Below are 26,656 nucleotides of genomic sequence, written 5' to 3'. Positions count from 1 at the left end.
GATACAGCATGGTAAGACAGGAGGCGCCGCCATGGCCGGAAGCGAACGCACAAAAATGGCGGCGGGCGAGTGGTACACTTGCCTCGACCCGGAACTGGAGGCGCTACGCCTCGTCGCGCGTGACGCGGTGTTCGAGCATAATTCGCTGCCGCCCCGGCAACGTGGCGATATCGGACCAGCGCTGAAGTCGCTGCTCGGCGCTGCGGGCGAGGGCGCCCGGATCGAGGCGCCGTTCCACTGCGCCTATGGCTTCAATCTCTTTCTCGGCGACGGTGTCTTCCTCAATGCAGGCTGCACCATTCTCGATACGGCGCCAGTCCGCATCGGCAAGGGAACGCTGCTCGGCCCCAACGTGCAGATATATTGCGCCGAGCACCACAAGGAGGCAGCGGGCCGACAGGCGGGGCTGGAGATCGCCAAGCCGGTCGAGATCGGCGACGGCGCGTGGATCGGCGGCAGCGCGGTCATCCTCGGCGGGATCAGCATTGGCGACGGCGCCATCGTCGGCGCGGGTGCCGTGGTAACGCGCGACGTGGAGGCAAACACCACGGTGGTCGGCAACCCGGCGCGACCGGTGAAGCGCGGCTGAGCATCCAGATCAGCGCGAGGCGGCGTGCGCGTCCTGATCGGCGCTCTTCGAGAATTCGCGCCGATACTGCACCGGCGAGGTTTTAAGCCGCGCCGCGAAATGCTGGCGCAGCGAGGTGGTGCTGCCGAAACCGGCCTCGAAGGCGACCATATCCATCGATTTCTCCGTCGCTTCCAGCAGCCGCTGCGCCAGCGCGACGCGCTGGTCGATCAGCCAGTCGCCGAAACTGGTGCCGATCGATTTTTGGAAGCGGCGCGTGAAAGTCCGGCGGGTGAGGCCGGCGGCGTCGGCGACGCTGTCCAGGCTGTGCGTCTCGCCCAGCGTCTTGCGCACCGTGTCGAGAGCCTGTGTGAAGCGGTCCGCATTCCCGGTCCTGGCGATGGGACGTTCTATGAACTGCGCCTGCCCGCCTTGCCGATGGGGAGACAGGACGATCTGCCGGGCGAGCCGGAGTGCTGCCTCCGCGCCATACCGGGCCCGTACGATGTGGAGACAGCAGTCAAGTCCGGCGGCGACGCCGGCCGAAGTCACGACATCGCCATTGTCGATGTAAAGCACGTCCGCGTCGACGGTGATGTCGGGATAAAGCGTCTGCAGCTGTTCGGTATAGGCCCAGTGCGTTGTCGCCCTTCGGCCTGAAAGCAAGCCAGTCGCGGCGATGGCGAAGGTTCCGAGGCAGAGCCCGACGATCAGCGCGCCGCGCCGATGCGCGCGATGCAGCGTCTCGGTCAGGGCGGCCGGGGGAGGATTCTCCAGCTCTTTCCAGCTTGGCACGATGACGATGTCGGCGTCATCGAGGATGGAGAGGTCATGAGGAACGCTTATGGTCAGCCCGGCATCGGTGCGGATCGGTCCGTTCTCGATCCCACAGACCCGGAAATCGAAGCGCGGCAGGCCAAGTGCGGCGCGATCCTCGCCGAACACAAGGCATGGCACGGAAAGGTGGAACGGACTGATGCCATCGAAGGCGATGGCGGCAACGATCGGATCGGCCATGGAAGCACCAAAGGGCTAGGCGCTGATTGTCCCAATTCTTTCGAATAATGTCAATTGGGCCACTTTTGCAATCTGGCGGCAGGGCTATCCTCGACCAATCGAAGCCAAACGGGAAAGGAAAAACGCCATGTCGGAGCCAGCCAAAGCACCACGCCGCGCCCTCATCGTCGTCGACATCCAGAACGACTATGACGGCGGCAACCTCGCCATCCAGTATCCGCCGTTTCGCGACAGCGTGGTCAACGCGGCACGAGCAATGGACGCGGCCGCCGAGGCAGGCGTCAAGGTCGTGGTCATCAAGCAATTGGCTCCCGAAACGTCACCGGTTTTCGCCAAGGGCAGCCACGGCGCCGAATTGCATCCCGAGATATCAAGGCGAAGCCGTGATCATTATGTCGAAAAGACCTTGCCGAGCGCCTTCACCGGTACGGACCTCGAGGACTGGTTGCGCGCCAACGCCATCGATACGATCACGATCGTCGGCTACATGACGCACAATTGCGATCTGTCGACCATCATCCACGCCGTCCATATGGGTTTTGCCGTGGAGTTCCTGTCCGACGCCACCGGCTCGGTGCCCTATGCCAACAGCGCCGGCTATGCTTCGGCCGAGGACATCCACCGCGTGGTGACTGTTATCCTGCAGTCGCGCTTCGCCGCCGTTCTCAAGACCGCCGAATGGATCGACTGCCTGAAGACCGGCGCGCTGCCCGAACGCGACACGATCTATGCTTCCAACCAGCGTGCGCTGGCACGGAGCGCCGCTTAGGCAAGGAAAGCAAAGGGCGCCGCAGCGCTGCGGCGCCCTTTGTCATTTCCGGATCCTCAAAATTCTCAGAACAGACCTTCGATCTGGCCCATCTCGTTGAGGAAGATCTTTTCCGAGGACGGCGCCTTGGGCAGGCCGGGCATGGTCATGACCTCGCCGCAGATGACGACGATGAAGCCGGCGCCGGCCGACAGCCTGACCTCGCGCACCGGCACGGTGTGGCCGGTCGGCGCGCCGCGCAGATTCGGGTCGGTCGAGAAGGAATATTGCGTCTTGGCCATGCAGACCGGCAGATTGCCGTAGCCGGCGCGCTCCCAGGCGTGGAGCTGGTCGCGCACCGACTTGTCGGCGATCGCTTCGGAACCGCGATAGATGCGCTGGACGATGGTGTTGATCTTCTCGAACAGCGGCATGGCGTCGGGATAGAGCGGGGCGAACTGCGACGCGCCGGATTCGGCCAGCGCCACCACCTTGTTGGCGAGGTCCTCGATGCCGGCCGAGCCGTTGGCCCAGTGCTTGCACAGGATCGCCTCTTCGCCCATCGAAGCGACATAGTCCTTCATCGCCTGGATTTCAGCGTCGGTGTCGGAATAGAAATGATTGATGGCAACCACGGCCGGCACGCCGAACTGGCGGATGTTCTCGATGTGACGGCCGAGATTGGCGCAGCCCTTCTTGACCGCCTCGACGTTCTCGTGGCCGAGGTCTTCCTTCTTGACGCCGCCGTTCATCTTCATGGCGCGCACGGTGGCGACGATGACGGCTGCCGCCGGCTTCAGGCCGGCCTTGCGGCACTTGATGTCGAAAAACTTTTCCGCGCCGAGATCGGCGCCGAAACCGGCTTCGGTGACGACATAGTCGGCGAGCTTCAGCGCCGTCGTGGTGGCGACGACCGAATTGCAGCCATGCGCGATGTTGGCGAAGGGGCCGCCATGGACGAAGGCCGGGTTGTTCTCCAGCGTCTGCACGAGGTTGGGCTGCATGGCGTCCTTCAACAGCACGGCCATGGCGCCGTCGGCCTTGAGGTCGCGGGCATAGACGGCCGACTTGTCGCGGCGATAGGCGACGATGATGTCGCCGAGGCGCTTTTCCAGGTCCTTCAGGTCGGTGGCGAGGCACAGGATCGCCATGACTTCCGAGGCGACGGTGATGTCGAAGCCTCCTTCGCGCGGAAAGCCGTTGGCGACGCCGCCGAGCGAGCAGATGATCTCGCGCAGCGCCCGGTCGTTCATGTCCATGACGCGGCGCCAGACGACGCGGCGGATGTCGATGCCGAGGTCGTTGCCCCAGTAGATGTGGTTGTCGATCAGCGCCGAAAGCAGATTATGCGCCGTGGTGATGGCATGGAAATCGCCCGTGAAGTGGAGGTTCATGTCCTCCATCGGCACGACCTGCGCATAGCCGCCGCCGGCGGCACCGCCCTTGATGCCGAAATTGGGGCCAAGCGAGGCCTCGCGGATGCAGACGATCGCCTTTTTGCCAATGCGGTTAAGACCGTCGCCGAGGCCCACCGTCGTTGTCGTCTTGCCTTCGCCGGCCGGCGTCGGGTTGATGGCGGTGACGAGGATCAGCTTGCCGTCCTTGTTTGCCTTCACCGAGTTGATGAACTCGGCCGAGATCTTCGCCTTGTCGTGGCCGTAGGGCAAAAGGTGCTCGCTCGGAATGCCGATCTTGCGGCCGATCTCCTGGATCTGCTTCTTGTCGGCGGCGCGCGCGATCTCGATGTCGGACTTCACTTCGGCCATGGCGGATTTCCTCTGGATTGGACGGTGGAGGGGACGGGTTTGATCAGTGTGGTCGCAAGCCTGTTCGAAACAGCCCGGCACTGCAGGCGAAGGCACGTTCTAACCCTGTCGCTGCCGTGGCGTCAACTTGCATGCAACTATGTTTCCTATGAAGAAAGACGGCTCTGTTTCCCGGTCGACCTGTCCCGGGTCTTTGCGCCCGGTTGTCGCGCCGTATAGAAGCCAGAGCACGCGCCGTTTTGCCGTCTCAAAACAGCCGCGGAATGCACGGAATGCGACAGGGTTCAAGCGCCGGTCGGCGCTTCGAGCGGTCGCGCTAATAGGCGCCGATCTGGCGCAGCAGCCCCAGGCCGTCAAGTTGGCCGAAATGTTCGACCACGACGCCGTTCTCAAGCCGATCGATGTGGATCACGCCAACCGAGACGCGGTTTCCGCTCGGTTCGACGCCGTGGAAGATGCCGGTGTGCGTGCCCTCAAAGCGGCAGCGCGTCACCACCTTGTCGGCGTCGCTGACATAGTCGTCGATGACGTGATGTCCGTCCGGGAATCCGACAAAGAATTCGGCCAGGGATTTCCGCCAGTCATCGAAGCCGATCGGGTTGGCGCTGCCGAGATGAACGGCGAGATCTGGAGAGACCAGACCGGCCAGCTTGTCCCATTCTTGCGTGTCGATCGTGGCATAGAAGTTTCGAGCAACTTCCCGGATATCCATCTCGTGTCCTCGCTGGCCACGCCCAGACGGTTGAACGACGACGAGGCGATCAGGTTCCGCCTTTCACTAATCGCTTCGTTCACCGATCCAGAACGGACCTGACCTCGACGAGGTTCGATCGTACCCTTAGCACATAGAATCCCATCGTGGTGAGGTGGGTGGGCATGATCCAGCCATCCTCGCGGCCGTTGGAGATTATGAAAGGCTGGATGGCGAGCGCTGCCTTGAGCTGGCTTTCCACGTTGTTCCACAGCGGTGTGAGGCCGCGATTGTCGATGACCTGCTGGAAGTCATGACGCGCCGCCGTCAGGATGCCGTAATAGCCGTAGAGCTGGCCGTAGGCGAACCAGAAGCGGTCGTCAGCGCGCGTGTCGAACCAGCCGCTGTTGAAGTTCTGCGAACGATCGCGGATCATGTCCGACGTCGAGCCTATGTCGCTCGCGATCCGGTCGACGAACTGCATCAGATTGTCGGCGCGCGCGTTGAAGGCGGTCTCGCATTTCATGAGCCGGTCGTTGAAGGCGCGGAGGCTGGTCGCCGCCGTGCGATAGAAGCTCGGCGTCGGGGTTTTCGGACCAAAGGGCCTGAGGCCGAAATACCAGGTTTCCTCGTCGAAGGTGATCGCGCCGCGCGCATCCTGCAGGTTCTGGTCGATCTGGCTGGTGCCGCGGACGCGGCCCAGCGTGTCGACAAGCTCGATCGTGGTGCGCCGGATGGCCTGATTGACCCCGCGCTGGAAGGAGGCCTTGTTGTCCATGAACGGCGTGTGGTCCCAGTCCATACCGAAGAGCCCGAGCTTGTAGAGTATCATCGACGAGATCCATGCGTTCTCGTTGACGTTGAAATCGATGAGATCGGCCGCGACCTGGACAATGGCCGAGTTGGTGCAGGTTTTGACCTCTCCCTCGACGCCGGCGGCTTCCCCGGTGGCAGGAGGCGCGGGCTGTGCCGGGGCGGTTCCGGCCGGCTGCGTGAAATTATATGCCTCCGCATACGCGGGATTGAAATTGCTCCAGACCTGCGTGTTCCAGATGAAATAGCCGTAGAGCCCGATCAGCACGAGCAGTGCGAGGCCGAGCACCGCCTTCAGGATCCAGCCGCGCTGCGTGTACCAGCGCCCGGCCCACATGAACGGCCACAGGATCACGCCGATGACGAAACCGATGCCGCGGCCGATCCACTGGAAAATCCAGGTGAAGAAATTCACGATCGGATCAAGCATGGCGATGTCACCCCCTCGTCAATCAGTCGGTCATTCAATCAGTCAGGCCGTAGAGGCGTGTGCGAAACGCCGCCTTGTCCTTCAGATATGTGGTTTTCAGAACGTCCACAACATGCGATCGCCAGGCGTCGCTGAAGCTGCCATAGTCCCTGTAGAAGCCCGGTTTGTTGAAGACGTAGCGCGAGACGAAATCCTGCGGCACGAAATCCGAGATCAGCTGGTTGGTCAGCCAGGCGTCGTGATGGTCGGGCTTGGCCCGGATCACCAGGAAACGCTGCTGCGGGAACACGTCCTCGATCTTGAGATGGCCGAGGTGAGCGATCTCGCGCTTGGCGGCGTTGAGAAAGGGAAAATTGCCGTCCCTAGTGATCAGGTCGGCATGGCCGTGGATCCAGGTCTGCAGCCAGACCTTGTCGACGTCGGTCAGATTGCGGTCGGGCTCGGCATCGCGGATCAGCGCGCGCACCACCATTTCGGCGCGATGTTCGAGATAGCCTGACGTTTCGATCCATGAGGCACGCGGCAGCTCGATGCGGCCGGTGGCAGCGAGGAACTTGAACACCCTGTCGGCATCATTGATCGAGAGGTAGCTTACCTGCCACGGTCGCGAGCGGCGGAAGCCGGGTGCTGCCGGGTCGCTGATCACGGTCGTCATGTCCGGGTCGACGAACACGTAGAGCCCACCGAAATGGCTGGTCCAGTAGGCGCTGTGGCGAAAGATCACCTGATCCGGCACCAGCGCGTTCTCGCGGATGTCGCCGCAGATCTTGGCCAGCTCCACCATGCGGCTGAGCATGGCGTTGTCGCGCCAGGCGTCCGGCTCCTGCTTCAGCCGGTCGACGAGCTTGCCGAGTTCGGCGGCCTTGCCGAGCACGTCCTCCGCCGACAGCACCTTGAACTCGACCTGGTTGATCGACAGCAGATCCTCGATGTCGTCGACCTTGGGGACCGAATCCTCGATCTCGCCGTAGATGACATCCTTGATGGTCAGCGCGTCGATGGCGCGCTGGTTCTTCGACATGAACTCGAACATCAGTTGCGAGGTGTTGGAAAAGGCGGTGTGCACCACCGGCAGGTCGATCTGCGACGGCGTCAGGATGATGAAGCGGCGGTTGATCTCGTTGGGGTCGAGATAGTTGTAGTCGCCGCATTCCTCGGCGACCTGCGGCGAGAAGCCGGTGCGGTCGATCTCGAAGCTTTTCAGCTTCGTCGGCTTCAGGCCAAAGGCGACCATAGCCTTGTTGTAGCGCTGGATGAGATGCGGCTCGTCGACGGTCAGCAGCCGGCCGTAGATCAGCTCATTCTCGCGCAGCAGCTCGGATTTCCTGGCGGGGCTCATGCACGCGGTCCCAGAGGATTTTGCATTGAAGGAGCGAGCTCCAACGCTGACGCCCCGCTCTCCCCGTCCTTCACGGGGAGAAGGTAAGAGTGACGGGTGTTCCAGCTTGACGAATACCCCTCATCCGCCGCCTTCGGCGACACCTTCTCCCCCAAGGGGAGAAGGGGGCGTCGGCGCATCTCACGCATTCCACAGACCCTTCTTCTTCATCTCCTCGATCTCGCGCACCGCGCGGTCGCGCAGGCGGGTGTCGCGGATCATCTTGGTCACCGCCGCGTCGTCGGACTTGTCGGAGTAGCGGAACTCCGAGTCGGCGTAGCGGTTGACCTCCTGCATGACCATGTCCATCGAGAACGGCCCGCGCAGTTCCTCGATCATCGCCTTCTTGTCATCGTAGCCCTTGTGCATGAAGACTTCCGGCTTCTCGAACCATTCGTCCGGCAGCTCGATGTCCATGGCGCGCATCTTGATCGCGTCGGTGACGTTCTTGATGGCGCGGCCGGTGAAGCGAGGTTCGGCATCCTTGATCATGTGCAAATAGGTGCCGATGTCGGCCATCGACTTCGGTGCGCCGTTCTCTTTCATGTAGCGCTCATAGACCCGCATGAGCCCGTCTTCCTGCGGCTTCTCGTGCTCTTCATAGGCCTCCATCACCGCGCGCTGGATTTCCTGGGCGGCGTAGAGCTTGTGGTCGCCGAGCGGGATCTTGTGGTTCTTGCCGGCGAGCAGCACGAAGATGTCGATATAGTCGTCGCGCGTTTGTGGCCCATCGACCAGCCAGCGGGCGCCGGCGCGCTGGCGCAGCGCGTCGTCGACGTTTTCGGGATAGTTGGAAAACATGCCGAAGGAGCAGTTGCCGCGCACCACGGTGCCGGCACCCGCGAACGCATCCATCAGGACGCCGGTGATTTCCTGCTGGCCGGCCGAGGCGCGATCGTCGGAGCGGCGCGCCGCCACCTGGTCGATGTCGTCGATGGTGCCGAAGCCGATGACGCGCGGGTTCAAGACATTGTTGATGAACTGGCGGCAGTTCTGGCCCGACTTGCCCTGGTAGGAGGAGATCTGGTCGACGCCGAAATTCTCGTAGGCGAAGGGATAGCCGGCGACCTGGCAATAACCGTTGACGAGGCCGGCGATCATCTGGATCAGCGTCGTCTTGCCGGTGCCGGGCGCGCCGTCGCCGATGAAGGTGAACAGGAAGCCGCCGAGCTCGACGAAGGGGTTCAGCTCACGCTCGAAGTCGTAAGCCATCAGCATCTTGGCGAGCTTGACCGACTGGTACTTGGCGATGTGGTTGCCGACGACCTCTTCCGGCTTCTTGAAGGTCATCACCAACGGTTTCGACCGCTTGCCCGGTGCGACGTCGAAGCCGTCGAGGGTGAAGTCGTCGACGTCGATGCGGATATGCGCGTTCTCGAACGGACCGATGCCGTCGAAGCGGCCCTTTCGCGCCAAAAGCCCGTCGATGGCGACACGGGCGAAGGCGCGCGCCCTGGTCATCAGGTCGGCGTCGTCCGCCGAGCCTGATATCGCCCTGTCGAGGCCGGCCACGATCGACTTCACCGCATCCTGCGGCGTATCGAACAAAAAGTCCGGCTCGGGCGTGTCGTTCGGCGCCTCGCCGTCGCTGTCGATCAGCTGGTACAGGTAGGAGGCGAGGCTGAAGGCCGAAATGTAGGCCGAAGCCGACAAAAGCTTCTTGAAGGTGGCGGCATCGTCGCCTTCGAGCGGGGCGCGGGCGTTCCTCGCCTGCAGGCTTTCGAGGTCCGAACCTTCGGCGAAGACATCCGATATGGCCAGCGCAATCGCCAGCCCGCGCCGGGTGCGAAACAGCAGCATGTGCTGCGCAATGCTCAGCAGCTGGTCGTCGGGATGGACGGCGGCCACTGTCTTCGCAAGCTCGACCTCGCGCGTGCGCCGCACCGAGCCGACCGAGACGGTCGAGACGAAGCGGCGGTTGGTGCCGGCCAGTGCGGTGCCGGATTCACGTGATGGGTCTTCCAGCACGACGATGCGGGTGATGAAGCTCTGCGCGGTGGCGCGATGCTTTTCGATTGCGGCTTCCGAAATGGTGGTCAGGCCGGTGTCCATGAAGGATGCTCCGCGGTTTGACGGTCAGACGTCACTGATGACCTGTCCTTTGGACAGGATATGGACCTTGTAGCCCGAAAAGATCTTCTGCGCCTCGCCGGCGGCGTAGAGCGCCTGATAGGCCTCATGCGGGATCAGCGCGTGGTTCTCGTAGCTCGACACGCCCTGGCGCGCGGCCTCCAGATCGTCGGTGTTGATGAAGAATTCCTGCGTCGTCTTCTCGCTCGAAAACAGACCCTTGCGGCCGGGTTTCTCGGCCTTCGAATAGACCTCCTGGACGGTCCAGGTCAGCAGCCAGGCATTTTCCGGCTTGCGCACCTTGGCCAGCACGTCGCTTACCGTCGAATTGTTGTCGGTGATCCCGGCCGAATAGAAGGGGCCGAGCACGACGCGGCGCAGTTGCTTGGGGTGGAGCGGCTCGAAATCCTTGTCGAGGTTGACGGCGATCGTCGCCGGCGACAGCGTGTAGGCGGAATTCTTCTCGGTGAAGTCGTCGAAGCGGTGGGCAAGCTCGGGATTGAGCAGCCCTTCAACGGGAAGTGGAATGTCGACCTTGTCGTTGAGCTTGCCATTGCGGTCGACAAGCTGCTCGATCATCTCTTCGGAGGAATCCTCGACCGTCACCATGTAGACCAGCGGCAGGTTGGCGCTGCCGTCGAAGGCGGCCCAATGGACGAGGTAGTAAGGCCGCCCCGTCTTCGGATTGACCGAGACTTTTGCCGTCTGCGCCAATGTGAAGGGCCCGAAGGTCGTCTCGCTCCTGACGCCCTCCAGATAGAGCCGCTCGGCCATCGATTTCTGCAGCGCCTCGGGGAATTCCTTGTGGCGCAGGATGAAGTCGGCCATTTCCTCGCGCAACTCGCCGGCCAGCGGTATGTTGGCAAGCCGCGTATCGGCCTGGCGGCGGTCGTTCTCCAGCTCGAGCACGTTCTGGAAGACCGGAAAGCCGCTTTCGGCGCGCGAAATGCGGAACGTCTCCATGAAGCCCAGCCGATTGCGCCAGCAGGAAAAGGACTTGTCGAGCCGCGCAATGTATTCAGCGACGATCTTGGCAACGATGCCGTGCCGGTAGAGCGGCGAGCGGTCGTCGCGCATGAACACTTCGAGGCCGCTGAGTGCCGCCGAGATCGCCGAGAAATAGCGCGCCGCCGCTTCGTTTTCAGGGGTCATGCAGCAAGCCTTAAGGAGCGATGCTAAAGCGCGCCGCGTTTGAAGGGGTCCGTGCGACGCGCTTTAAATTCTTGTTCTTGTACATGTCGTTATCCCAAACCGCTGCGCGCTTTTGGGCGCCATGCATTGGTGCGGCAATTACGACTGCACGTAGTTTGCCGCATTGTGCTTCTTCAGCACCTCATCGAAGCGGCGGGCAAAGGCATCGTCGGCCAGCTTCTTGCGGCGCTGGATGTCGGCTGTCGCCACCATGTTCTTCTCGTGCATTTCGAGGAGGTCGCCGATATGCTTCTGCGAGGCCGCGCCGATGCCGGCCATGGTCTCCTCGGCGGTGTTGTCGACCTGGCTGCCCAGCGTGTTGATCTTGTGGGCGACGTCCTGCTGGGCGGCGGTCTTCAGCGAGTCTTCCAGGGCCTTGTAGAGGACGATGCGCTGCTCGGTATCGATGGTCAGCTTGTTGATCAACGTCGACTGCGCCGCGATCTGGTTGTTGAGCGAATCGACAAAGGTCTGGAACATCGAGGTGTAGCGCTCCAGCGTCTGGCTTTCGGCCAAAAGTTCCTGCTCCTTGGCCTGCTTCTCGTTGTATTCGGTGGCCAGTTTCGAACGCTCGCCTTCAAGCTGCGTGCGATCCTTCTGGCTGGTCGAGGCCGCGATCTTGTTCTCGATGTCGAGCAGCATCGGGTTGAGCTCCTCGATGCGCCTCTGCACGGTCTCGAGATTGGACATGGTCGTCTTGCGGCGTTCGATCACCTGCGAGAGGCTGGCCTCGGACGTCTTGTAGCGCTGGTCGAGGACCTCTTTCTGCGCCTTGAGGATGCCGACGATGGTGTCGGACTTCGCCAGCAGCTCCTGCAGATTGCCGGCCAGCGACATGTTGCGGACGCGGTCGGTGCGCATGCGTTGCTTGCTCTGGTCGGAGAATATACCGACGAAGCTTTCCCAGCCGGTGTAGTTCTTCATGCTTTCGAATTCGGCGCCGAAGACGTTGGTGGCGTCCTCCAGCCCGATGATCAGGTCGGCGATATTGCCTTCCATCACCTTTTGCTGCTTCAGCACATCCTCGATGCGGGCGCTCTCGATGTCGAAATTGGCGTCGCCAATCTTCTTGTCGGCCTTGGCGAGCGTGTCGAGCACCGTGCCGGACTGCTCGATCTTCGTGCGCATGTCCTGCACCACCTGCTTGGTCTTGGCAATTTCGGCATCGAAATTCTGCAATGTCGCCATAGGGGCCTCCCGCTTCGGCATCAGTTTCGTGTCGCGAACCGCCGCGAATATATGTGTGGCATGGGGGGAAGGGAAGGCGGAAGATTAGGAGCCGTGTGAGGATGGCGCCGAAACCTGGCACAAAAAAACCCGCCTCGGCGGCGGGTCATTGGCGCAATCAGCACCATGAATAAATTCCTAGCATAACTGCCGTCACCTGTCAAGTTGAAGCTACCTGCGTTCTTCCCACCTCCCTTTGTCCCGGTCGGTTGCCGTCTCTGCTTCTGGTCAGGCTTTGGTGAAGCCGATGAAATCGTCGGGCGCGGCGCGGCCCATTTCTTCTTCCCAGTGGCGGCGGCAGAGCGAGACGTAGACATCCTTGCCGATCGCCACCTGTTCGCCCTGCCTTGCCACCTTGCCATCCGCGCCGAGGCGCACGACCATCGTCGCCTTGCGGCCACAGCGGCAGATGGTGCGCACCTCGCGCAATTCGTCGGCAATGGCGAGCAGCGCGCGCGAGCCGGAAAACAGCTTGCCCTGGAAATCCGTGCGCAGGCCGTAGCACATCACCGGGATGTTCAGCCGGTCGGCGATGCGGGCGAGTTGCCACACCTGCTCCTCCTCGAGGAACTGCGCCTCGTCGACGAAGACGCAATGCACCGTCGTATGGTCGTGATGCTCGGCGACCCGGGCGAACAGATCGTCGCCGTCGCGGAACATCTCGGCTTGCGTCTCCAGGCCAATGCGCGACGAGATCAGCCCGGTATCGCCCTTGCGGTAATGGCCGGCGACGAACAGCATCGTCGTCATGCCGCGCTCGCGGTAATTATACGACGCCTGCAGCAGCATCGTCGTCTTGCCGGCATTCATCGTCGCATAGTGGAAGTACAGCTTGGCCATGCCGCTCTTTTAAGCCGAGTTACCGCCAGGCGGGGAGGGGCCGTCCCCACATTCCACCGGAAAAGCGGCTGGTCATCAGAAAAGCGGCTGGAGCAGCAGATGGCGTGTCGCTGATCGGCCAGCCCGCGCCGTTGTTCGCGATTGCCTTATCGCTTGAAACCGCACCAGAATGGTGTTTGGCTGACGAAACAAAGCGGAGATGAAAACCGTAACTTCGCTTCGCCAGAAAATCGAAATGGGAGAATCCAGATGTCGCGTATGAATTCCTTCGTCGCCGGCCTTGGCCTGGCGGCTTTCCTGTCCACCAGTGCAGCTTTCGCCGCCGATCCGGAAAGCTGCAAGACGGTGCGTCTCTCCGATGTCGGCTGGACCGACATCCAGGCGACGACCGGCGTCGCCTCGGTGCTGCTCACCGCGCTCGGCTACGAGCCGGAGGTGATCCAGCTTTCGGTGCCGGTGACCTATGCGTCGCTGAAGAACAACGACCTCGACGTCTTCCTCGGCAACTGGATGCCGTCGATGACCAACGACATCAAGGAGTACACCGCCGACGGCTCGGTCGAGACCGTCAGCGAAAACCTCAGCGGCGCCGGATACGGCATCGTCGTGCCGACCTATGTCGCCGATGGCGGCGTCAAGACGCTGACCGATCTCGGCAAGTTCAAGGACAAGTTCGACGGCAAGATCTACGGCATCGAGGCCGGCAATGACGGCAACCGCATCATCCTCGACATGATCAAGGACCCGGCGGCCAATCTCGAAGGCTTCGAACTGGTCGAATCCTCCGAGGCCGGCATGCTCACCCAGGCCGAGCAGTCGATGCAGAACAACGAATGGATCGCCTTCCTCGGCTGGACGCCGCATCCGGTGATGGGCGCCATGAAGATCACCTATCTCGACGGCATGGGCGACAGCGGCTTCGGCGCCGCCACCGTGCATACCAATGTGCGCAAGGGCTACATGACCGAATGCCCGAATGCCGGCAAGTTCATCGCCAACCTGAAGTTCAACCTGGACATGGAAGGCGAGATGATGGATGCGATCCTCAAGGGCGGCGACGCCAACACGGTCGCAACCGACTGGCTGAAGGCGCACCCGGACGCGATCACCCCCTGGATTGCCGGCGTGACCACTTTCGACGGCGGCGACGCGGCGGCGGCGGTCAAGACCGCGCTCGGAAGCTGAGCCGACTTTGCATTCGGTAACCGGAACAAGGGGCAGCCACGGTAGAAAGGGCTGCCCTTTTTCATATCCTGTGACAAGATGACTGTCCGGCAAGGACGGCGCCGACAGAAGAGGGGATAGATGGATCCGATTTCGAAATTCCTGGTCAGCTACCAGATTCCCATAGGCGCCTGGGGAAAGGCCTTCTTCACCTTCCTCACCGACAATTTCAACACCGTCTTGAGGGCCTTTTCCAACGGTCTCAATTTCCTGCTCGACGGGATGGTCGACGGACTTCTTTTGTTGCCGCCCGTCCTGCTCATCGCGCTGATCGCCCTGCTCGCCTATGTGCTGCAGCGTTCGAAGGGCCTGGCGCTCGCCGTCTTCCTCGGACTGCTGTTCATCCTCAACCAGGACCTCTGGAAGCAGACGGTGGAGACGCTGGTGCTGGTGGTTGCCGCCGCCGCCGCCTCGATGGCGATCGGCGTGCCGCTCGGTATCTGGGCCGCGCACAAGCCGAAGATCTACCGCTTCATGCTGCCGGTGCTCGACCTGATGCAGACGCTGCCGACCTTCGTCTACCTGATCCCGGTGCTGACCTTGTTCGGGCTCGGCAACGCGCCCGGCCTCGTCGTCACCATCATCTTCGTCATCCCGACCCCGGTCCGCCTCACCCATCTCGGCGTCACCTCGGTGCCGAAATCGATCATCGAGGCCGGCGAGGCCTTCGGCGCCACCAAGCGCCAACTGCTCTGGAAGGTCGAACTGCCTTCGGCGCTGCCCACAATCATGGCCGGCCTGACCCAGTCGATCATGCTGTCGCTGTCGATGGTGGTGTTCGCGGCCCTTATCGGCGCCGGCGGCCTCGGCACCGAGATCAACCGGGCGCTCGGCTCGCGCAGGATCGATCTCGGGCTCGAGGCAGGGCTGGCCATCGTCGTGCTGGCCATCGTGCTCGACCGGATGACCCGCATTGGCGTTGGAGGCAAGAAATGACCGTCGCCGTCGATTTCAGGAATGTCGACATCGTCTTCGGCAGTGACCAGGCCGGCTCGCTGGCGCTCATCGACAGCGGCGCCACCCGCGCCGAGATCCTCGAAAAGACCGGCAATGTGCTGGGCTGCGCCGGGGCAAGCCTCACCGTGCATGAGGGCGAGATTTCCGTGCTGATGGGCCTGTCCGGCTCGGGCAAGTCGACGCTGCTGCGCGCCGTCAACCGGCTGAACGTCGTTTCGCGCGGCCAGGTTCTGGTCAAGGACGGCGACAAGACGGTCGATGTCGTCACCTGCGACGAGGCGACCCTTCGGCGGCTGCGGCAGAAGCAGGTGGCGATGGTGTTCCAGCAGTTCGGCCTGCTGCCGTGGCGCACGGTGGAGGAGAATGTCGGCCTCGGCCTCGAACTCGCCGGCGTGCCCGAAGCCGAGCGCAAGGAGCGCGTGCATCGCCAGCTCAAGCTGGTCAATCTTGACCAGTGGTCGAAGAAATACGCGCACGAGCTTTCCGGCGGCATGCAGCAGCGCGTCGGGCTGGCGCGCGCGTTCGCCACCGAAGCGCCGATCCTGTTGATGGACGAGCCGTTCTCGGCGCTCGACCCGCTGATCCGGACCAAGCTGCAGGACGAGCTGCTGCAGCTTCAGGCCGAACTGAAGAAGACCATCATCTTCGTCAGCCACGACCTCGAGGAGGCGCTGAAGATCGGCAGCCACATCACCATCATGGAGGGCGGGCGCATCGTGCAGACCGGCGCGCCGGAAGACATCGTGCTGCGCCCCGCCAACGACTATGTCCGCGACTTCATCGCCAATGTGAATCCGCTCTCAGTACTGACCGCCTGGAACGTGATGCGCGACCGCCGCGACCTCGACCAGGGCGAGGACGGCTGGGTGTGGCTCGACCGCCGCAAGACGACGCGTTTCAAGATCGACGAGCACGGGCTGGTGGTGGCGGCCGAACGCAACGGCCGGCCGGCGGTGTGGGTGTCCTGCGCCGATGTCGAGGCGCAGCCGGAGGAGACGGCGCAGGTGTTCTGGGCCAATCCCGGCACGTCGCTGAAGACGGTTATGCTTGCCATGTACCGCTCGCAGACCGCACCGGTTGCGCTGTTCGACGACCAGTCGCGCTTCGTCGGCGCCATCGGCGTCAGGGATGTGCTGTCAGCGGTGTTGCGGCGATAGTCTTCTTCTCGCCGCGCACGGGGAAACGAAATCAGCCATATGGCTCGTTCACGCTACGCCGCGGCATTTGCCAGATGGGTCAGCCAAGCCTGATCGAAGAATTCGACCAGCGCGGATAGGTGTGCAGGAGAGCATGATCGCGAACCGAAGGTCCGCGTCGGCGAAAAGTGGGGACCGATTTTCGGGATCATGGTAAAAGAGATGGAGCCATCCCGGCTCTGTCGGAGAGGCGGGGATTCAACGGAGCATGTGGCAGAATGATCTTCCGGCAGCTCTTCGACTCTGTCTCGGGCACCTACTCCTATCTGCTCGCCAGCCGCCGGGGCGGCGAATCGCTGATCATCGATCCCGTGCTGGAGAAGGTCGATCGCTATCTCCAGCTCGTGCATGAGCTCGACCTCAAGCTCGTCAAGGCGGTGGACACGCACCTGCACGCTGACCACATCACCGGCCTGGGGGCGCTGCGCGACAAGACCCAGTGCATCACCGTGATGGGCGAGCAGACCAAGGCGGACGTGGTTTCGATGCGACTTTCCGATGGCGACAAGCTCACCATCGAGGGGCTTGCGCTCGACGTGATCTACACACCCGGCCACACCGATGATTCCTACAGCTTCATTCTGCCGGACCGGGTCTTCACCGGTGATACGCTGCTCATCCGCGGCACTGGCCGCACCGATTTCCAGAATGGCGATCCGCGGCAGCAATATGAATCGATCTTTGGCCGCCTGCTCAAGCTTCCCGACGAGACGCTGATCTACCCGGCGCATGATTACAAGGGCGAGACCGTCTCGACCATCGGCGAGGAAAAGGCCTTCAATCCGCGCCTGCAAGTGAAGTCGGTGGAAGACTACGTCGAGATCATGAACAATTTGAAGCTTGCGAATCCGAAAATGATGGATGTCGCCGTGCCTGCCAACATGAAGGTCGGGCTTCATCAGGAAGAGATTGCGCGGCGTGGCTGGGCAGTCACGGCCGAGCAGGCGCTTGCGCTGGTGGGAGAGCCCGATATCGCGCTGATCGATCTGCGCGAGCGCTCCGAGCGAGAACGGCACGGCATCATTCCGGGGGCGTTGCATGTGCCTTATACGACGCTGCAGGAGAACATCGCCGCGGGCGGGATGCTGCATGAGCTCGCCAGGTCGACCAGCAGGCGACTGCTGTTTTATTGCGCCTTCGGCGAGCGCTCGGCCATGGCGGTTCAGGCGGCACAGGATGCGGGGATTGCTAGCGCCCGGCACATCCAAGGCGGCATCGATGCCTGGAGGAAGGCGAGCGGCCCGCTCACCCGCTAGAGCGGGATGCGTTCAAAACTGAACCGGAAATCCCGCTCTATCTATTTGTTTTATCAGCATTTCTGCGGCGCCGAGTGATGCCACTTGGCCCCGGCCTTTCGGCACCAAACGACCCGATGCCGCCGACAACCGCGACGAACGGCTTAAGCCCTGGCGGACCATCAACATTGTCGGCAGTTTCGTATTGCTCTCAGCGGAATTTATCCGGGTGGCATTCGCTCGAATTTCTGCAACGAGGAATCAATCGTGTCCCACGCATGGCCGTGGATGGTGTACGTGACCACCTGCGGGTTGAATTGGCCGGGGTCGTCAAGGGTGGTCGCGTGGACCGCAATCGGTTCCGGCATTTCGACGGATGTCAGATAGACCGGCGTTCCGCAGGTCGGGCAGAAGGCGTGGACCTTTTCGTTCCCGCTGTCGCCTGCTACCCGCCAGGTGTTCGCTTCGCCCGTAATTGTCACGTCGGCTCGCCGGGGAAAGGTCAGATAGGATCCATGCCCCGTGCCGCTTCGTTTCTGGCAATCCCGGCATTGGCAGTGGTTCTCGAAGATGGGTTCGCTGCTCGTTTCATAGCGGATCGCGCCGCACGCGCATCCGCCGGTATAGGTTTTGGCGCCGGCATAGGCTTTGGCGCCAGTATAGGTCGTGGTCATTGTCATTCTCCCGCTGGCAGACTTGTTGATTGGCACCACAAGGGATCAGGATTGGGGATCAGGCCGATTTGGGCTTGGCGAAAAGGTCAATGCCGCGGCCGGTTTCGAGGAAGGATTTCAGGCTGGACAGGACGGCCGGCCAACCTTGTTTGATGCCTTTCGCCATCCCGCTGCCGGCTTCGAGTTCGTCATGGGTGACGGTCAGCCGGACCATGTTGTCGTATTCCTCGATCGCGAACGTCACCCGGCTGTAGCTTGCCGGATCGGAGGCCTGCGAAGCATTCGCCCAGGTGATGACGAGACGGGTCGGCGGCGAGACCTCGATGACCTTGCCGACGAGTTCGACGGTTCGCTCATCGTTGGCACGGATATGTTCCCAGTTCGATCCGGGATTCCAGTCGGAGACGTTCTCGTGCCCCCAGTAGCGCCTTGTGACGTCCGGTTTCGTTATGGCCTCGAACACCTTTTCCGGGGTCGAGAGAATATAGGTCACGTAAACAAAGCTGGTCGTCTCTTCGGTCATTGTCACTCTCCTTCAAGTTCCTTCTTCAGATCGTGCAGCAGGCTGAGCCGCTGGTGTTCGAATTTCCGCACCCACCGTTCGTAGACCTCGTGCAGCGGCACGGGATTGATGAAATGCAGCTTTTCCCGTCCACGCCTGACCGTGCTCACCAGATTGGCCGCCTCCAATATCCCGAGGTGCTGCGTGGCCGATTGCCGGGCCATGTCCAGGTTTTCGCAAAGCTGGCCGAGCGTCTGCCCGTTCTTCTCACAAAGAAGGTCAAGCAGCCTTCTGCGTGTCGGATCGCCCAGCGCTTTGAAAACCTTGTCGGCTTGCATCGGTCTCACTCGAATGTGAGAACACAATATGCAGGTAAATACCTGCATGTCAATTGGCAGCTAAGCCCGCGACCCGGTCGCTCAGATCAATGACGGCAATGTGAGCTTCCCAACCCAAGTCGGTCTTTCGCAGTCAGGTCACGGCAGCAATTCTGCTCCCCGTCGGCCCGCTCACGTCGTAGCGCCGTGCCATTTCCGCGCTCGATTTGCGGCCCGGGATAACCGACCTCGCAATTTCGCTGCGCTTTGATCCCACGCTTTGGTGATGCAATCCCCGCCGCGAGCGGCAATCTCGGACTTGTGAAACGGCCGCGCCCGCCGGATCGCGGTTTGCGCACGGCTCAAAATGGACGACCGCTTTTGCCTATGTCAGAATGAAAGCGAAATTCTTGCGCGCGACTGCCGGTTCCGATGCCTGAGATCGTCACCAAACCCCGCACTAAAACCAAGCCGAAGATCGAACGGCCGAAGCTCTACAAGGTCATCCTCCTCAATGACGATTTCACGCCGCGCGAGTTCGTGGTGACGGTGCTCAAGGGCGAATTCAAGCTGAGCGAGGACCAGGCGCGGCGGGTGATGATCACCGCGCACCAGCGCGGCGTCTGCGTCGTCGCCGTCTTCACCAGGGACGTCGCCGAAACCAAGGCGACGCGGGCGACCGATGCCGGCAAGGCCAAGGGCTATCCGCTGATGTTCACGACGGAGCCGGAGGAGTAGTGCTCTTCCCTTGCCCCGTTTACGGGGAGAGGGAAGCGAAGCCCGGCTTGCCGGGCGGAGCAGGGTGAGGGGCAGCGCAAAGTTCGGACAAAATTCGCAGGGCTGGCGCCGCTCCTCATCCGCCTGCCGGCACCTTCTCCCCGTATAGTCACGGGGAGAAGGGAGCTACCGCCCCTCGCGGTACCACATCGAACCCAATGCCAGAAGCAGCAGGCCGAGGCCGAGAAACCCGCCGAACAGCGGTACGCGCGAGACGGCCTTCAGCACGCTGTCGTCGGTGGTGCGCAGACCGATCCAGTCGTTGCCGGTGGCCGCGCCCGAGGCGCGGACCGGGACGACCGAGGGCAGCGTCACGCCGCCGGCGAGGTTACCAAGAGCTGACCCAAGAGCTGACGATGGGGGCGCCAGCCGGCGCACGCTGCCGCCAGTGGCCTCGGTCGGCGCTTTCAGCCGGTTCTGGGTGGAGACGACGTCGGTGAATTCAGGCGCGTTGACCGGGCCGACATGGGCAAGCGCCTTCAAATCTCCATTGCCGACCTGATAGAGGCCGATTTCGTTGGTCTCGATGCTGCCCAGGAAAACGCCGGGTTCGGATCCCTCGAGTTTCACGGTCATCGCCTTGCCGGACGGGGTGATGACCTGCGCCGGGCCGGGGTCGTCGCTCATCGTCTGGCGACGGATTTCCAGCATCATGCCGCGGCCGTCGGCGGTCAGCCGCTCCTCTTCGAGTTCGGGCTCCTTCATCAGCCAGTGGGCGATGCGGCGATAGAGCTGGACATGCGGACCGCCGCCCTCGTAGCCGCGCGCCCACAACCAGCCCTGGTCGGACAGGAACATGCCGACGCGGCCTTCGCCCTTGCGGTCGAGCAGGAGCAGCGGACGGTTGTCGGCGCCCTTCATCACCGCCTCGCCTTCGGGGTTCTCGACGCCGATGGTGCGGAACCAGCGGCTCCAGTGCGGCGGCTCGGTGGCGGAGCCGTCGAGCGCGCGCGTCACCGGATGGCGCTGGCCAAGCTCGGTGAGGCGCGGATAGAAGGCCTTGTCGACGACTTCGCCGGTGGGCATCGCCGGCAGCGCCGACATCAGAGGCGTGCGGGCGATCGAGCTTTCGCCGGCATATTCGGGCCCTGCCGCGATCAGCAATGCGCCGCCCTTTTCGACATATTCGGCGATGTAGTCGTAATAGAGGATCGGCAGCACGTCGCGGTGCTGGTAGCGGTCGAAGATGATCAGGTCGAAATCCTTGATCTTCTCGACGAACAGCTCGCGCGTCGGGAAGGCGATCAGCGACAATTCGTTGATCGGCGTGCCGTCCTGCTTTTCCGGCGGCCGCAGGATGGTAAAGTGGACAAGATCGACCGAGGCGTCGGATTTCAGCAGGTTGCGCCAGGTGCGCTCGCCGGCGTGCGGCTCGCCGGAGACCAGCAGCACGCGCAAATTCTCGCGGATGCCGTCGATCAGCGCGATGGCGCGGTTGTTGGTGTCGGTGAGTTCGCCGGGCTGGGGATCGATGGCCAGTTCGACGATGTTGCGGCCGGCGCTGGGAATGGTCACCTGCAGCGGCATGGCCTGGCCGATGGTGGCGCGCTCGACCGAAACCTGCTCGCCATTGACCGACACCCGCACATCGACCGAGCCGGCCTCATTGTTGGTGGCGATGACGCGATAGGTCATTTCGAGCGGCTTGCCGACCAGACCGAAGCGCGGCGCATTCTCGAAGCGGATGCGGCGATCCTTTTCCTGGTCGTTGCCGGTGATCAGCGCATGCAGCGGGGCGTTGAAGTCGGGTGTGCCGGCGGGGGTGTCATGCACCTCGCCGTCGGTGACCATGATGGCGCCGCCGATGCGCGAAGGCGGTACGTCGCGGAAAGCACTCTCAAGCGCGCTGAAAAGCCGCGTTTCGGTGCGTTCCTCGGCGGCTTCCGACTTGCCGGCCTCGACGACGCGGACGTCGAACTGCTTGAAGCGACCGAGGCGTTGCTGAAGCCCGGCCAGCGCCTCGTCGGTCTGCTTGGTGCGCTCGCCGATGTCCTGGCTCTGGCTGCGGTCGACGACGACGGCGACGACGCTTTTCAGCGCCTCGCGCTCTTCGTCGAGGAACACCGGGTTGAGCAGGGCCGCGCCCAGCGCGAGCAGGGCGGCGAAACGGAAGACCGCGCCGCGCTGGCGAAACCACAGGCCGGCCAATGCCAGCAGCAACAGCGGCGCCAGCACCAGGCCAAGCAGCGGCAAGGAGATGAGCGGTTCGAAGGCGAGCGACCAGTTCATGGCTTACTGCCCCAGCCGTTCGAGCAGCACCGGCACGTGCACCTGATCGGATTTGTAGTTGCCGGTCAGCATGTACATCATGATGTTGACGCCGGCGCGCAGCGCATAAATGCGCTGCATCGGGTCCGACGGCACGGTCGGCAAGAGCGGGTCGCCATTCTCGTCGACCGCCCAGGCGCCGGCGAAATCGTTGGCGGTGATCATGATCGGCGAGACGCCGTCGCCGGTGCGCACGGGGCGGTTCTCGACGTTGCTGGCTTCGAGCGACGCCGCGACCCAGAGCGGGCCGCCGGCGAAGCGTCCGGGAAATTCAGGCAGGATGTAGAAGGACTTGGTCAGCACGTGGTCCGACGGCACCGGTTCCAGCGGCGGCACGTTGAGATTGCCGAGGATGTCGCGCAGCCGCTCTGTCGCCGGGCTGGCCGAATCCGCGCCGATGCCGGTGGCGAACTGGTCGCGCGTGTCGAACAGCACCGTGCCGCCCTGCTGCATATAGGCGTCGACGCGGGCGATCGCCGCCTGGCTCGGCATCGGTGCGGCAGGGTCGATCGGCCAATAGATCAGGGGATAGAAGGACAGCTGATCCTTCGAGATATCGACACTGGCCGGCGCCCCCGGCTCGAGCGCGGTCTTCTCGATCAGGAAGCGGGTCAGGCCCTCCAGCCCGGCCTGGCTGATCGAATCGACGCTCCGTTCGCCGGTCTGCACATAGGCGATCCGGGTCTTCGAAATGTCCTCGATCGCCCGCTCATCGCCGGGTTTGGCATCATCGGCGCGGGCGATGTCGGCGTGGCCGACCAGGGCGCCGAGCGCAATCAGCAGGGCGGCGGTGGTTGCGGCAGCGCGGGCGTGGCGGGGCCGGCGCGAGAAGAGGCCGCCCATCCAGAACACGGCCAGCGTGTCGAGCACCATCAGCACAAGGGCTGTCGCCACCAGCGGGCCCTTCAAATTGTGCGATTCGTCGAAAGCGTACTGGACGGTGGTGACCGGCACGGTGATCTGAGGACGGACCAGCGGTGCGAAGCTGCTTTCGGCATCGAGCAGATTGTGGGCAAAGACGCCGGTCTCGGTTCCGTACAGGCCGGGCGGGTTCTCGAACGTCACCGGCAGCGGGCCGGTACCCGGCACCAGCGGCCGTGCATCCGGCGTCGGCGGCACGAGCGTGCCGTCGGCTGATATCATGCGGTAGGGCGCCAGCGAAGTGGCGGCGGCTTCGGCATTGGCGACCGCCGCACCCTGGTTGCGCGACAGTTGCACGATGCGCCGCAGCATCTCGACGAAGCTGCCGGAGATCGGCAGGTTCGACCATGTCGCCTCCGGCGTGACATGGAACAGGACGAGCGTGCCCTTGCCCTTCTTCATCCCGGTCACCAGCGGCGTGCCGTCGGCAAGCGTGGCCCAGGTGCGCTCGACGATATCAGGCGTCGGCTCGGCCAGCACTTGCCTGGTGACGGTGACCTCGGCGGGCGGAGCCAGGTCGGCGAAGGGGCCGGTCTTGGGAAAGTCGGTGACTGCCTGCGGCGTCGTCCACGACAGCGCGCCGCCGAGCGAGCGCTCGCCGATGCGCAGCCTGACCGGCAGCAGATCGTCGTCATTGCCGGCGGCGACCAGCCGCGAGCCGGCGAACCGCACCAGCGTGCCGCCATTGTCGACCCAGTCGACCAGCCTTTGCCGCACTTGCTCCGGAATGGTGCCGATATCGGCCATGACGATCATCGCCGGCTTCTGGTCGAGGAGCTGCGGGATGGCGTCGGCAAGGTCGGCGCTGGACGGTTCGACCAGATCGGCGAAGGGCTGCAGCGCGCGGCGGATGTAGTAGAGCGGCGACAGAAGCGGCTGCGCCTGGTCGGCCTCGGCCTGCGACAGCAGCCCGACGCGGCGGCGCTTGGAACTCTCGTCGAGCACGCGGACGGCGCCGGCCTGCCGCTCGCCGTCAAGCGCGATCGAAGCGAAATCGTTGCGCAGTTCGAACGGCACCGCCATCGTGCCGGTGGCGGTGGATTCGCCGGGCGAGAAGGTCAGCGTGGCGTCGGCGATGCGGCGGCCCTTGTCGTCGAAGGCGCCGGCGGTCACCTGAGCCGGCGCCGGATCGCCCGGCGCGCGGATGGCGGTCAGCTCGAAGCCGTCCACCTGGTTGTCGGCGCCGGTCAGGCCGATCAAGGCAGGCCGGTCGGATACGGCCCAGACGACACGCGCGGCGTTCTTCGACAGAAGCGTGTTGAAGGCCGCCTCGTCGCCTTCCGCCGCCAGACCGTCGGCGAGCACGGCGACGCTGGCGCCCGGCAAGGTCTCCAGGGTTGCCGCGACGCGGGCGTAGACGGCAGGGCGGTCGGTCGGGATCGGCCGCGGCTTTGCCGCGCGCAGCCGGTCAAGCGCGGTGGCGGCGTCGAAGGGGCCGATCTCGGCGTTTGGCTTTTCGGCGGTGAAGGCGATGATGACGGGCACGTCGTTGGAGCTGGCGTCGGCGATCAGCCGTTCGGCGGTGGCGACGCGCTGGCCCCAGTCGGCGGCACTTGCCCAGTCATTGTCGATGACCAGCGCAAGGGCGGCGCCTTCGGCCGGCAGTCTTTCACGCGGGTTGAAGACAGGTTCGGCCAGCGCCGCAACGATAAGGGCCGCCATCAGCAGCCTGAGCAGCGTCAGCCACCACGGGCTCTGTTGCGGCGTCTCCTCGCGCTTCAGCACGCGGGCCAGGATCTTCAGCGGCGGGAAGATCTCGGTCTGCGGCTTGGGTGGGGTGAACCGCAAAAGCCACCAGATCACCGGCAGGGCCAGAAGGCCCCACAGCACCATCGGCGCGCCGAAGGAGAGCGGCAACCAGCTCATGCGCTGATCCTCCCGGCTAAGCTGCCATCGACGGTCATGGCCATGTGGACACGCACCAGCGCCTCGGAAGCGAGGCGGTCGGTGTGGTTGACGGTGAAGCTCCAGCCGAGCCGATTGCACCAGGCGGCCAGTTCCTGGCGGCGGGCGATGTAAAGCAGGCGGTATTCATCGCCAAGCGTTTCGGCGCGGCCGGCAGTCAGCTTGTCGCCGGTCTCGGGATCGGTGAATTCGGTGCGGCCGGCATAGGGAAATCTCTCCTCGGCCGGGTCGGCGACCTCGATCAGATGGGCACGCACGCCGTGGCGGGCGAGCACGTCGAGCCAGGCGATGGTGTCCTCGACCGGATCGAGGAAATCGCTGACGATGACGATGTCGCAGAAGCGCCGGATGGCGGACAGGTCGGGCTTTGCCGGCAGCTCACCGGCATGGGCGAGCTGCGCCGCGATGCGCTCGGCGCCGTTGCGGGCGGTGAACGGATCGGTCAGGCCGGGCCAGGCGATACGCTCGCCGCTGCGCGACAGAAGCTCGGCCATGGCCAGCGCCAGCACCAGCGCGCGGGATTCCTTCGAGACGGTGGCCCCGGTCGATTTGTAGAGCATGGAAGGCGAGGGGTCGGCCCACAGCCATACCGTATGGGCGGCCTCCCATTCGCGGTCGCGCACATAGGTGTGGTCGTCGCGGGCCGAGCGGCGCCAGTCGATGCGCGAGGAATCGCCTTCGACATAGGGCCGGAACTGCCAGAAATTCTCGCCGATGCCGCGCTTGCGGCGGCCGTGCCAGCCGGCGATCACCGTGTTGACGATGCGGCGCGCCTCGACCAGCAGATCCGGCACCAGCGAAGCACGCAACCGGCCGCGGGCGAGCGCGTCACGCGTCGCTGCCGGTGCCTGTGCCTCGCCTATGCGCGCCATCAGATCCCTTTTGCCAGTTTCGCCACGACGTCGCGCACTGTCGTGCTCTCGGCACGGGCGGCGAAGGTCAACGCCATGCGGTGCTGCAGCACCGGCTCGGCCAGCGCTCTGATATCGTCGACCGACGGCGCCAGCCGTCCATCATAGAGCGCGCGGGCGCGGGCGCATAGCGTCAGCGCCTGGCTGGCGCGCGGGCCCGGGCCCCAGGCGACGTGCTTGTCGGTTTCGGCATTGCCCTGGCCGGGGCGCGCCGAGCGCACCAGCTGGAGGATCGCGTCGACGACGCTTTCAGGCACCGGCATGCGGCGGATGAGGGTCTGGATCTCCTTCAGCCGCGCCGGCTGCAGCACGTTCTGCGCCTTGGCATCCTCGATGCCGGTGGTTTCCAGAAGGATGCGGCGCTCCGCCTCGATTTCCGGATAGAGGATGTCGACCTGCATCAGGAAACGGTCGAGCTGCGCCTCGGGCAGCGGATAGGTGCCTTCCTGCTCGAGCGGATTCTGCGTCGCCAGCACGTGGAAGGGCGCCGGCAGGTCGTGACGGATACCGGCAATGGTGACGTGGTATTCCTGCATCGACTGCAGCAGCGCCGACTGGGTGCGCGGCGAGGCGCGGTTGATCTCGTCGGCCATCAGCAACTGCGCGAAGATCGGCCCGGAGATGAAGCGGAAGGACCGTTTGCCGAACTCGTCCTGTTCCATCACCTCGGAGCCGAGAATATCGGACGGCATCAAGTCGGGCGTGAACTGGATGCGGCGGGAATCGAGGCCGAGCACAATGCCAAGCGTTTCGACCAGCTTGGTCTTGGCGAGGCCGGGCACGCCGACCAGCAGCGCATGGCCGCCGGCCAGCAGCGCCACCAGCGTGCGTTCGACGACGCTTTCCTGGCCGAAGATGACACGCCCGACGCCATCGCGAACCCTGGAAATGTCGGCCAGCGCCGTCTCGGCCTGGGTGATCATGTCTTTTTCGCTGATCGGGCTTTCCTTGATCATCACGCTCATGCAGCATCGATCCTTCTCGTTGGAAATACCAGCTTGCACCTTCGACGCCGCAGGATGCCGCGATT

At 63.6% G+C, this 26,656-nt stretch carries 23 protein-coding genes; 7 read left to right on the top strand and 16 right to left on the bottom strand.

All coding sequences use genetic code 11. From position 1 onward, the window contains the following. The first annotated feature begins 31 nt into the window (after window positions 1-31). A complete protein-coding gene (locus tag E5X88_RS19910; RefSeq protein WP_292164279.1) occupies window positions 32-589 on the top strand; it encodes a sugar O-acetyltransferase in 558 nt (185 codons plus the stop codon). Window positions 590-598: 9 nt separating this feature from the next. Here the strand turns inward: E5X88_RS19910 and E5X88_RS19905 are convergent, their stop codons facing one another. After that, window positions 599-1,585 (bottom strand): helix-turn-helix domain-containing protein, encoded by a 987-nt coding sequence (locus E5X88_RS19905; RefSeq protein WP_292164277.1) that lies wholly within the window; start codon window positions 1,583-1,585, stop codon window positions 599-601. A gap of 127 nt (window positions 1,586-1,712) precedes the next feature. On the opposite strand from E5X88_RS19905, the gene E5X88_RS19900 reads away from it, so the two are divergent. Continuing rightward, entirely contained in the window at window positions 1,713-2,354 is a 642-nt protein-coding gene (locus E5X88_RS19900; RefSeq protein WP_292164275.1) for a cysteine hydrolase family protein, read from the top strand. 65 nt (window positions 2,355-2,419) lie between these two features. Here the strand turns inward: E5X88_RS19900 and E5X88_RS19895 are convergent, their stop codons facing one another. From E5X88_RS19895 to E5X88_RS19860, 8 genes are all read right to left on the bottom strand, one after another. Beyond that, complete coding sequence (locus tag E5X88_RS19895) at window positions 2,420-4,099, bottom strand: formate--tetrahydrofolate ligase (RefSeq protein WP_292164274.1); 1,680 nt, start codon at window positions 4,097-4,099, stop codon at window positions 2,420-2,422. A 316-nt stretch (window positions 4,100-4,415) separates the two neighbouring features. Next, entirely contained in the window at window positions 4,416-4,811 is a 396-nt protein-coding gene (locus E5X88_RS19890) for an ester cyclase (protein WP_292164272.1), read from the bottom strand. Window positions 4,812-4,890: 79 nt separating this feature from the next. Beyond that, entirely contained in the window at window positions 4,891-6,033 is a 1,143-nt protein-coding gene (locus tag E5X88_RS19885) for a DUF2333 family protein (protein ID WP_292164271.1), read from the bottom strand. A 34-nt stretch (window positions 6,034-6,067) separates the two neighbouring features. Next, window positions 6,068-7,372 carry a DUF6638 family protein gene (locus tag E5X88_RS19880; RefSeq protein ID WP_292164270.1) on the bottom strand — a complete coding sequence of 435 codons (1,305 nt, stop codon included), beginning with the start codon at window positions 7,370-7,372 and terminating at the stop codon, window positions 6,068-6,070. Window positions 7,373-7,552: 180 nt separating this feature from the next. After that, on the bottom strand, window positions 7,553-9,463 hold the full coding sequence (locus E5X88_RS19875) for an ATP-binding protein (protein ID WP_292164269.1): 1,911 nt from the start codon (window positions 9,461-9,463) through the stop codon (window positions 7,553-7,555). A 24-nt stretch (window positions 9,464-9,487) separates the two neighbouring features. Then, window positions 9,488-10,633 carry a hypothetical protein gene (locus E5X88_RS19870; protein WP_292164268.1) on the bottom strand — a complete coding sequence of 382 codons (1,146 nt, stop codon included), beginning with the start codon at window positions 10,631-10,633 and terminating at the stop codon, window positions 9,488-9,490. Between the two features lie 138 nt (window positions 10,634-10,771). Next, the gene (locus E5X88_RS19865; RefSeq protein WP_292164266.1) at window positions 10,772-11,860 is read right to left on the bottom strand and encodes a hypothetical protein; all 1,089 of its coding nucleotides are present in this window, start codon (window positions 11,858-11,860) and stop codon (window positions 10,772-10,774) included. 267 nt (window positions 11,861-12,127) lie between these two features. After that, complete coding sequence (locus tag E5X88_RS19860; protein ID WP_292164264.1) at window positions 12,128-12,739, bottom strand: thymidine kinase; 612 nt, start codon at window positions 12,737-12,739, stop codon at window positions 12,128-12,130. 249 nt (window positions 12,740-12,988) lie between these two features. Between E5X88_RS19860 and E5X88_RS19855 the strand changes: the two genes are divergently transcribed. The 4 genes from E5X88_RS19855 to E5X88_RS19840 all read left to right on the top strand — a co-directional run bounded on the left by E5X88_RS19855 (window position 12,989) and on the right by E5X88_RS19840 (window position 17,372). Next, a complete protein-coding gene (locus E5X88_RS19855; protein WP_292164263.1) occupies window positions 12,989-13,924 on the top strand; it encodes a choline ABC transporter substrate-binding protein in 936 nt (311 codons plus the stop codon). Between the two features lie 120 nt (window positions 13,925-14,044). Continuing rightward, on the top strand, window positions 14,045-14,899 hold the full coding sequence (gene choW / locus E5X88_RS19850; protein ID WP_292164261.1) for a choline ABC transporter permease subunit: 855 nt from the start codon (window positions 14,045-14,047) through the stop codon (window positions 14,897-14,899). Further along, on the top strand, window positions 14,896-16,077 hold the full coding sequence (choV, locus tag E5X88_RS19845; RefSeq protein WP_292164259.1) for a choline ABC transporter ATP-binding protein: 1,182 nt from the start codon (window positions 14,896-14,898) through the stop codon (window positions 16,075-16,077). Before choW ends, choV begins: the two co-directional genes overlap by 4 nt. Window positions 16,078-16,334: 257 nt before the next feature. After that, window positions 16,335-17,372 (top strand): MBL fold metallo-hydrolase, encoded by a 1,038-nt coding sequence (locus E5X88_RS19840; RefSeq protein ID WP_292164257.1) that lies wholly within the window; start codon window positions 16,335-16,337, stop codon window positions 17,370-17,372. A 200-nt stretch (window positions 17,373-17,572) separates the two neighbouring features. Here the strand turns inward: E5X88_RS19840 and E5X88_RS19835 are convergent, their stop codons facing one another. The 3 genes from E5X88_RS19835 to E5X88_RS19825 are packed head-to-tail and all read right to left on the bottom strand — an operon-like array spanning window position 17,573 to window position 18,865. Further along, complete coding sequence (locus tag E5X88_RS19835; RefSeq protein ID WP_292164254.1) at window positions 17,573-18,025, bottom strand: GFA family protein; 453 nt, start codon at window positions 18,023-18,025, stop codon at window positions 17,573-17,575. Between the two features lie 58 nt (window positions 18,026-18,083). Beyond that, window positions 18,084-18,548 (bottom strand): SRPBCC family protein, encoded by a 465-nt coding sequence (locus tag E5X88_RS19830; RefSeq protein ID WP_292164253.1) that lies wholly within the window; start codon window positions 18,546-18,548, stop codon window positions 18,084-18,086. 2 nt (window positions 18,549-18,550) lie between these two features. Continuing rightward, window positions 18,551-18,865: a helix-turn-helix domain-containing protein gene (locus E5X88_RS19825; protein ID WP_292164252.1), complete on the bottom strand. Its 315-nt coding sequence runs from the start codon at window positions 18,863-18,865 to the stop codon at window positions 18,551-18,553. A gap of 411 nt (window positions 18,866-19,276) precedes the next feature. Here E5X88_RS19825 and clpS point away from each other — a divergent pair, with 411 nt between their 5' ends. After that, window positions 19,277-19,582, top strand: coding sequence for an ATP-dependent Clp protease adapter ClpS (clpS, locus tag E5X88_RS19820; protein WP_023799954.1), 306 nt, complete (start codon window positions 19,277-19,279; stop codon window positions 19,580-19,582). Between the two features lie 165 nt (window positions 19,583-19,747). Here clpS and E5X88_RS19815 read toward each other — a convergent pair whose 3' ends face one another. From E5X88_RS19815 to E5X88_RS19800, 4 genes are read right to left on the bottom strand one after another with little or no spacing between them, the layout of a single operon-like run. Further along, window positions 19,748-21,850, bottom strand: coding sequence for a hypothetical protein (locus tag E5X88_RS19815; RefSeq protein ID WP_292164248.1), 2,103 nt, complete (start codon window positions 21,848-21,850; stop codon window positions 19,748-19,750). Window positions 21,851-21,853: 3 nt separating this feature from the next. Continuing rightward, window positions 21,854-24,676, bottom strand: coding sequence for a DUF4159 domain-containing protein (locus E5X88_RS19810; protein WP_292164246.1), 2,823 nt, complete (start codon window positions 24,674-24,676; stop codon window positions 21,854-21,856). Further along, window positions 24,673-25,587 (bottom strand): DUF58 domain-containing protein, encoded by a 915-nt coding sequence (locus E5X88_RS19805; protein ID WP_292164244.1) that lies wholly within the window; start codon window positions 25,585-25,587, stop codon window positions 24,673-24,675. Before E5X88_RS19805 ends, E5X88_RS19810 begins: the two co-directional genes overlap by 4 nt. Continuing rightward, window positions 25,587-26,591 carry a MoxR family ATPase gene (locus tag E5X88_RS19800; RefSeq protein ID WP_292164242.1) on the bottom strand — a complete coding sequence of 335 codons (1,005 nt, stop codon included), beginning with the start codon at window positions 26,589-26,591 and terminating at the stop codon, window positions 25,587-25,589. The genes E5X88_RS19805 and E5X88_RS19800 overlap by 1 nt, the downstream gene beginning before the upstream one ends. Window positions 26,592-26,656 lie beyond the last annotated feature (65 nt).

It is taken from the genome of Mesorhizobium sp. (assembly GCF_004962245.1).
In the GTDB taxonomy this organism is placed as follows: Bacteria; Pseudomonadota; Alphaproteobacteria; order Rhizobiales; family Rhizobiaceae; genus Mesorhizobium.
The sequence above is the reverse complement of the archived record's forward strand: the minus strand, read 5'-3'. Positions and strand labels throughout refer to the sequence as shown.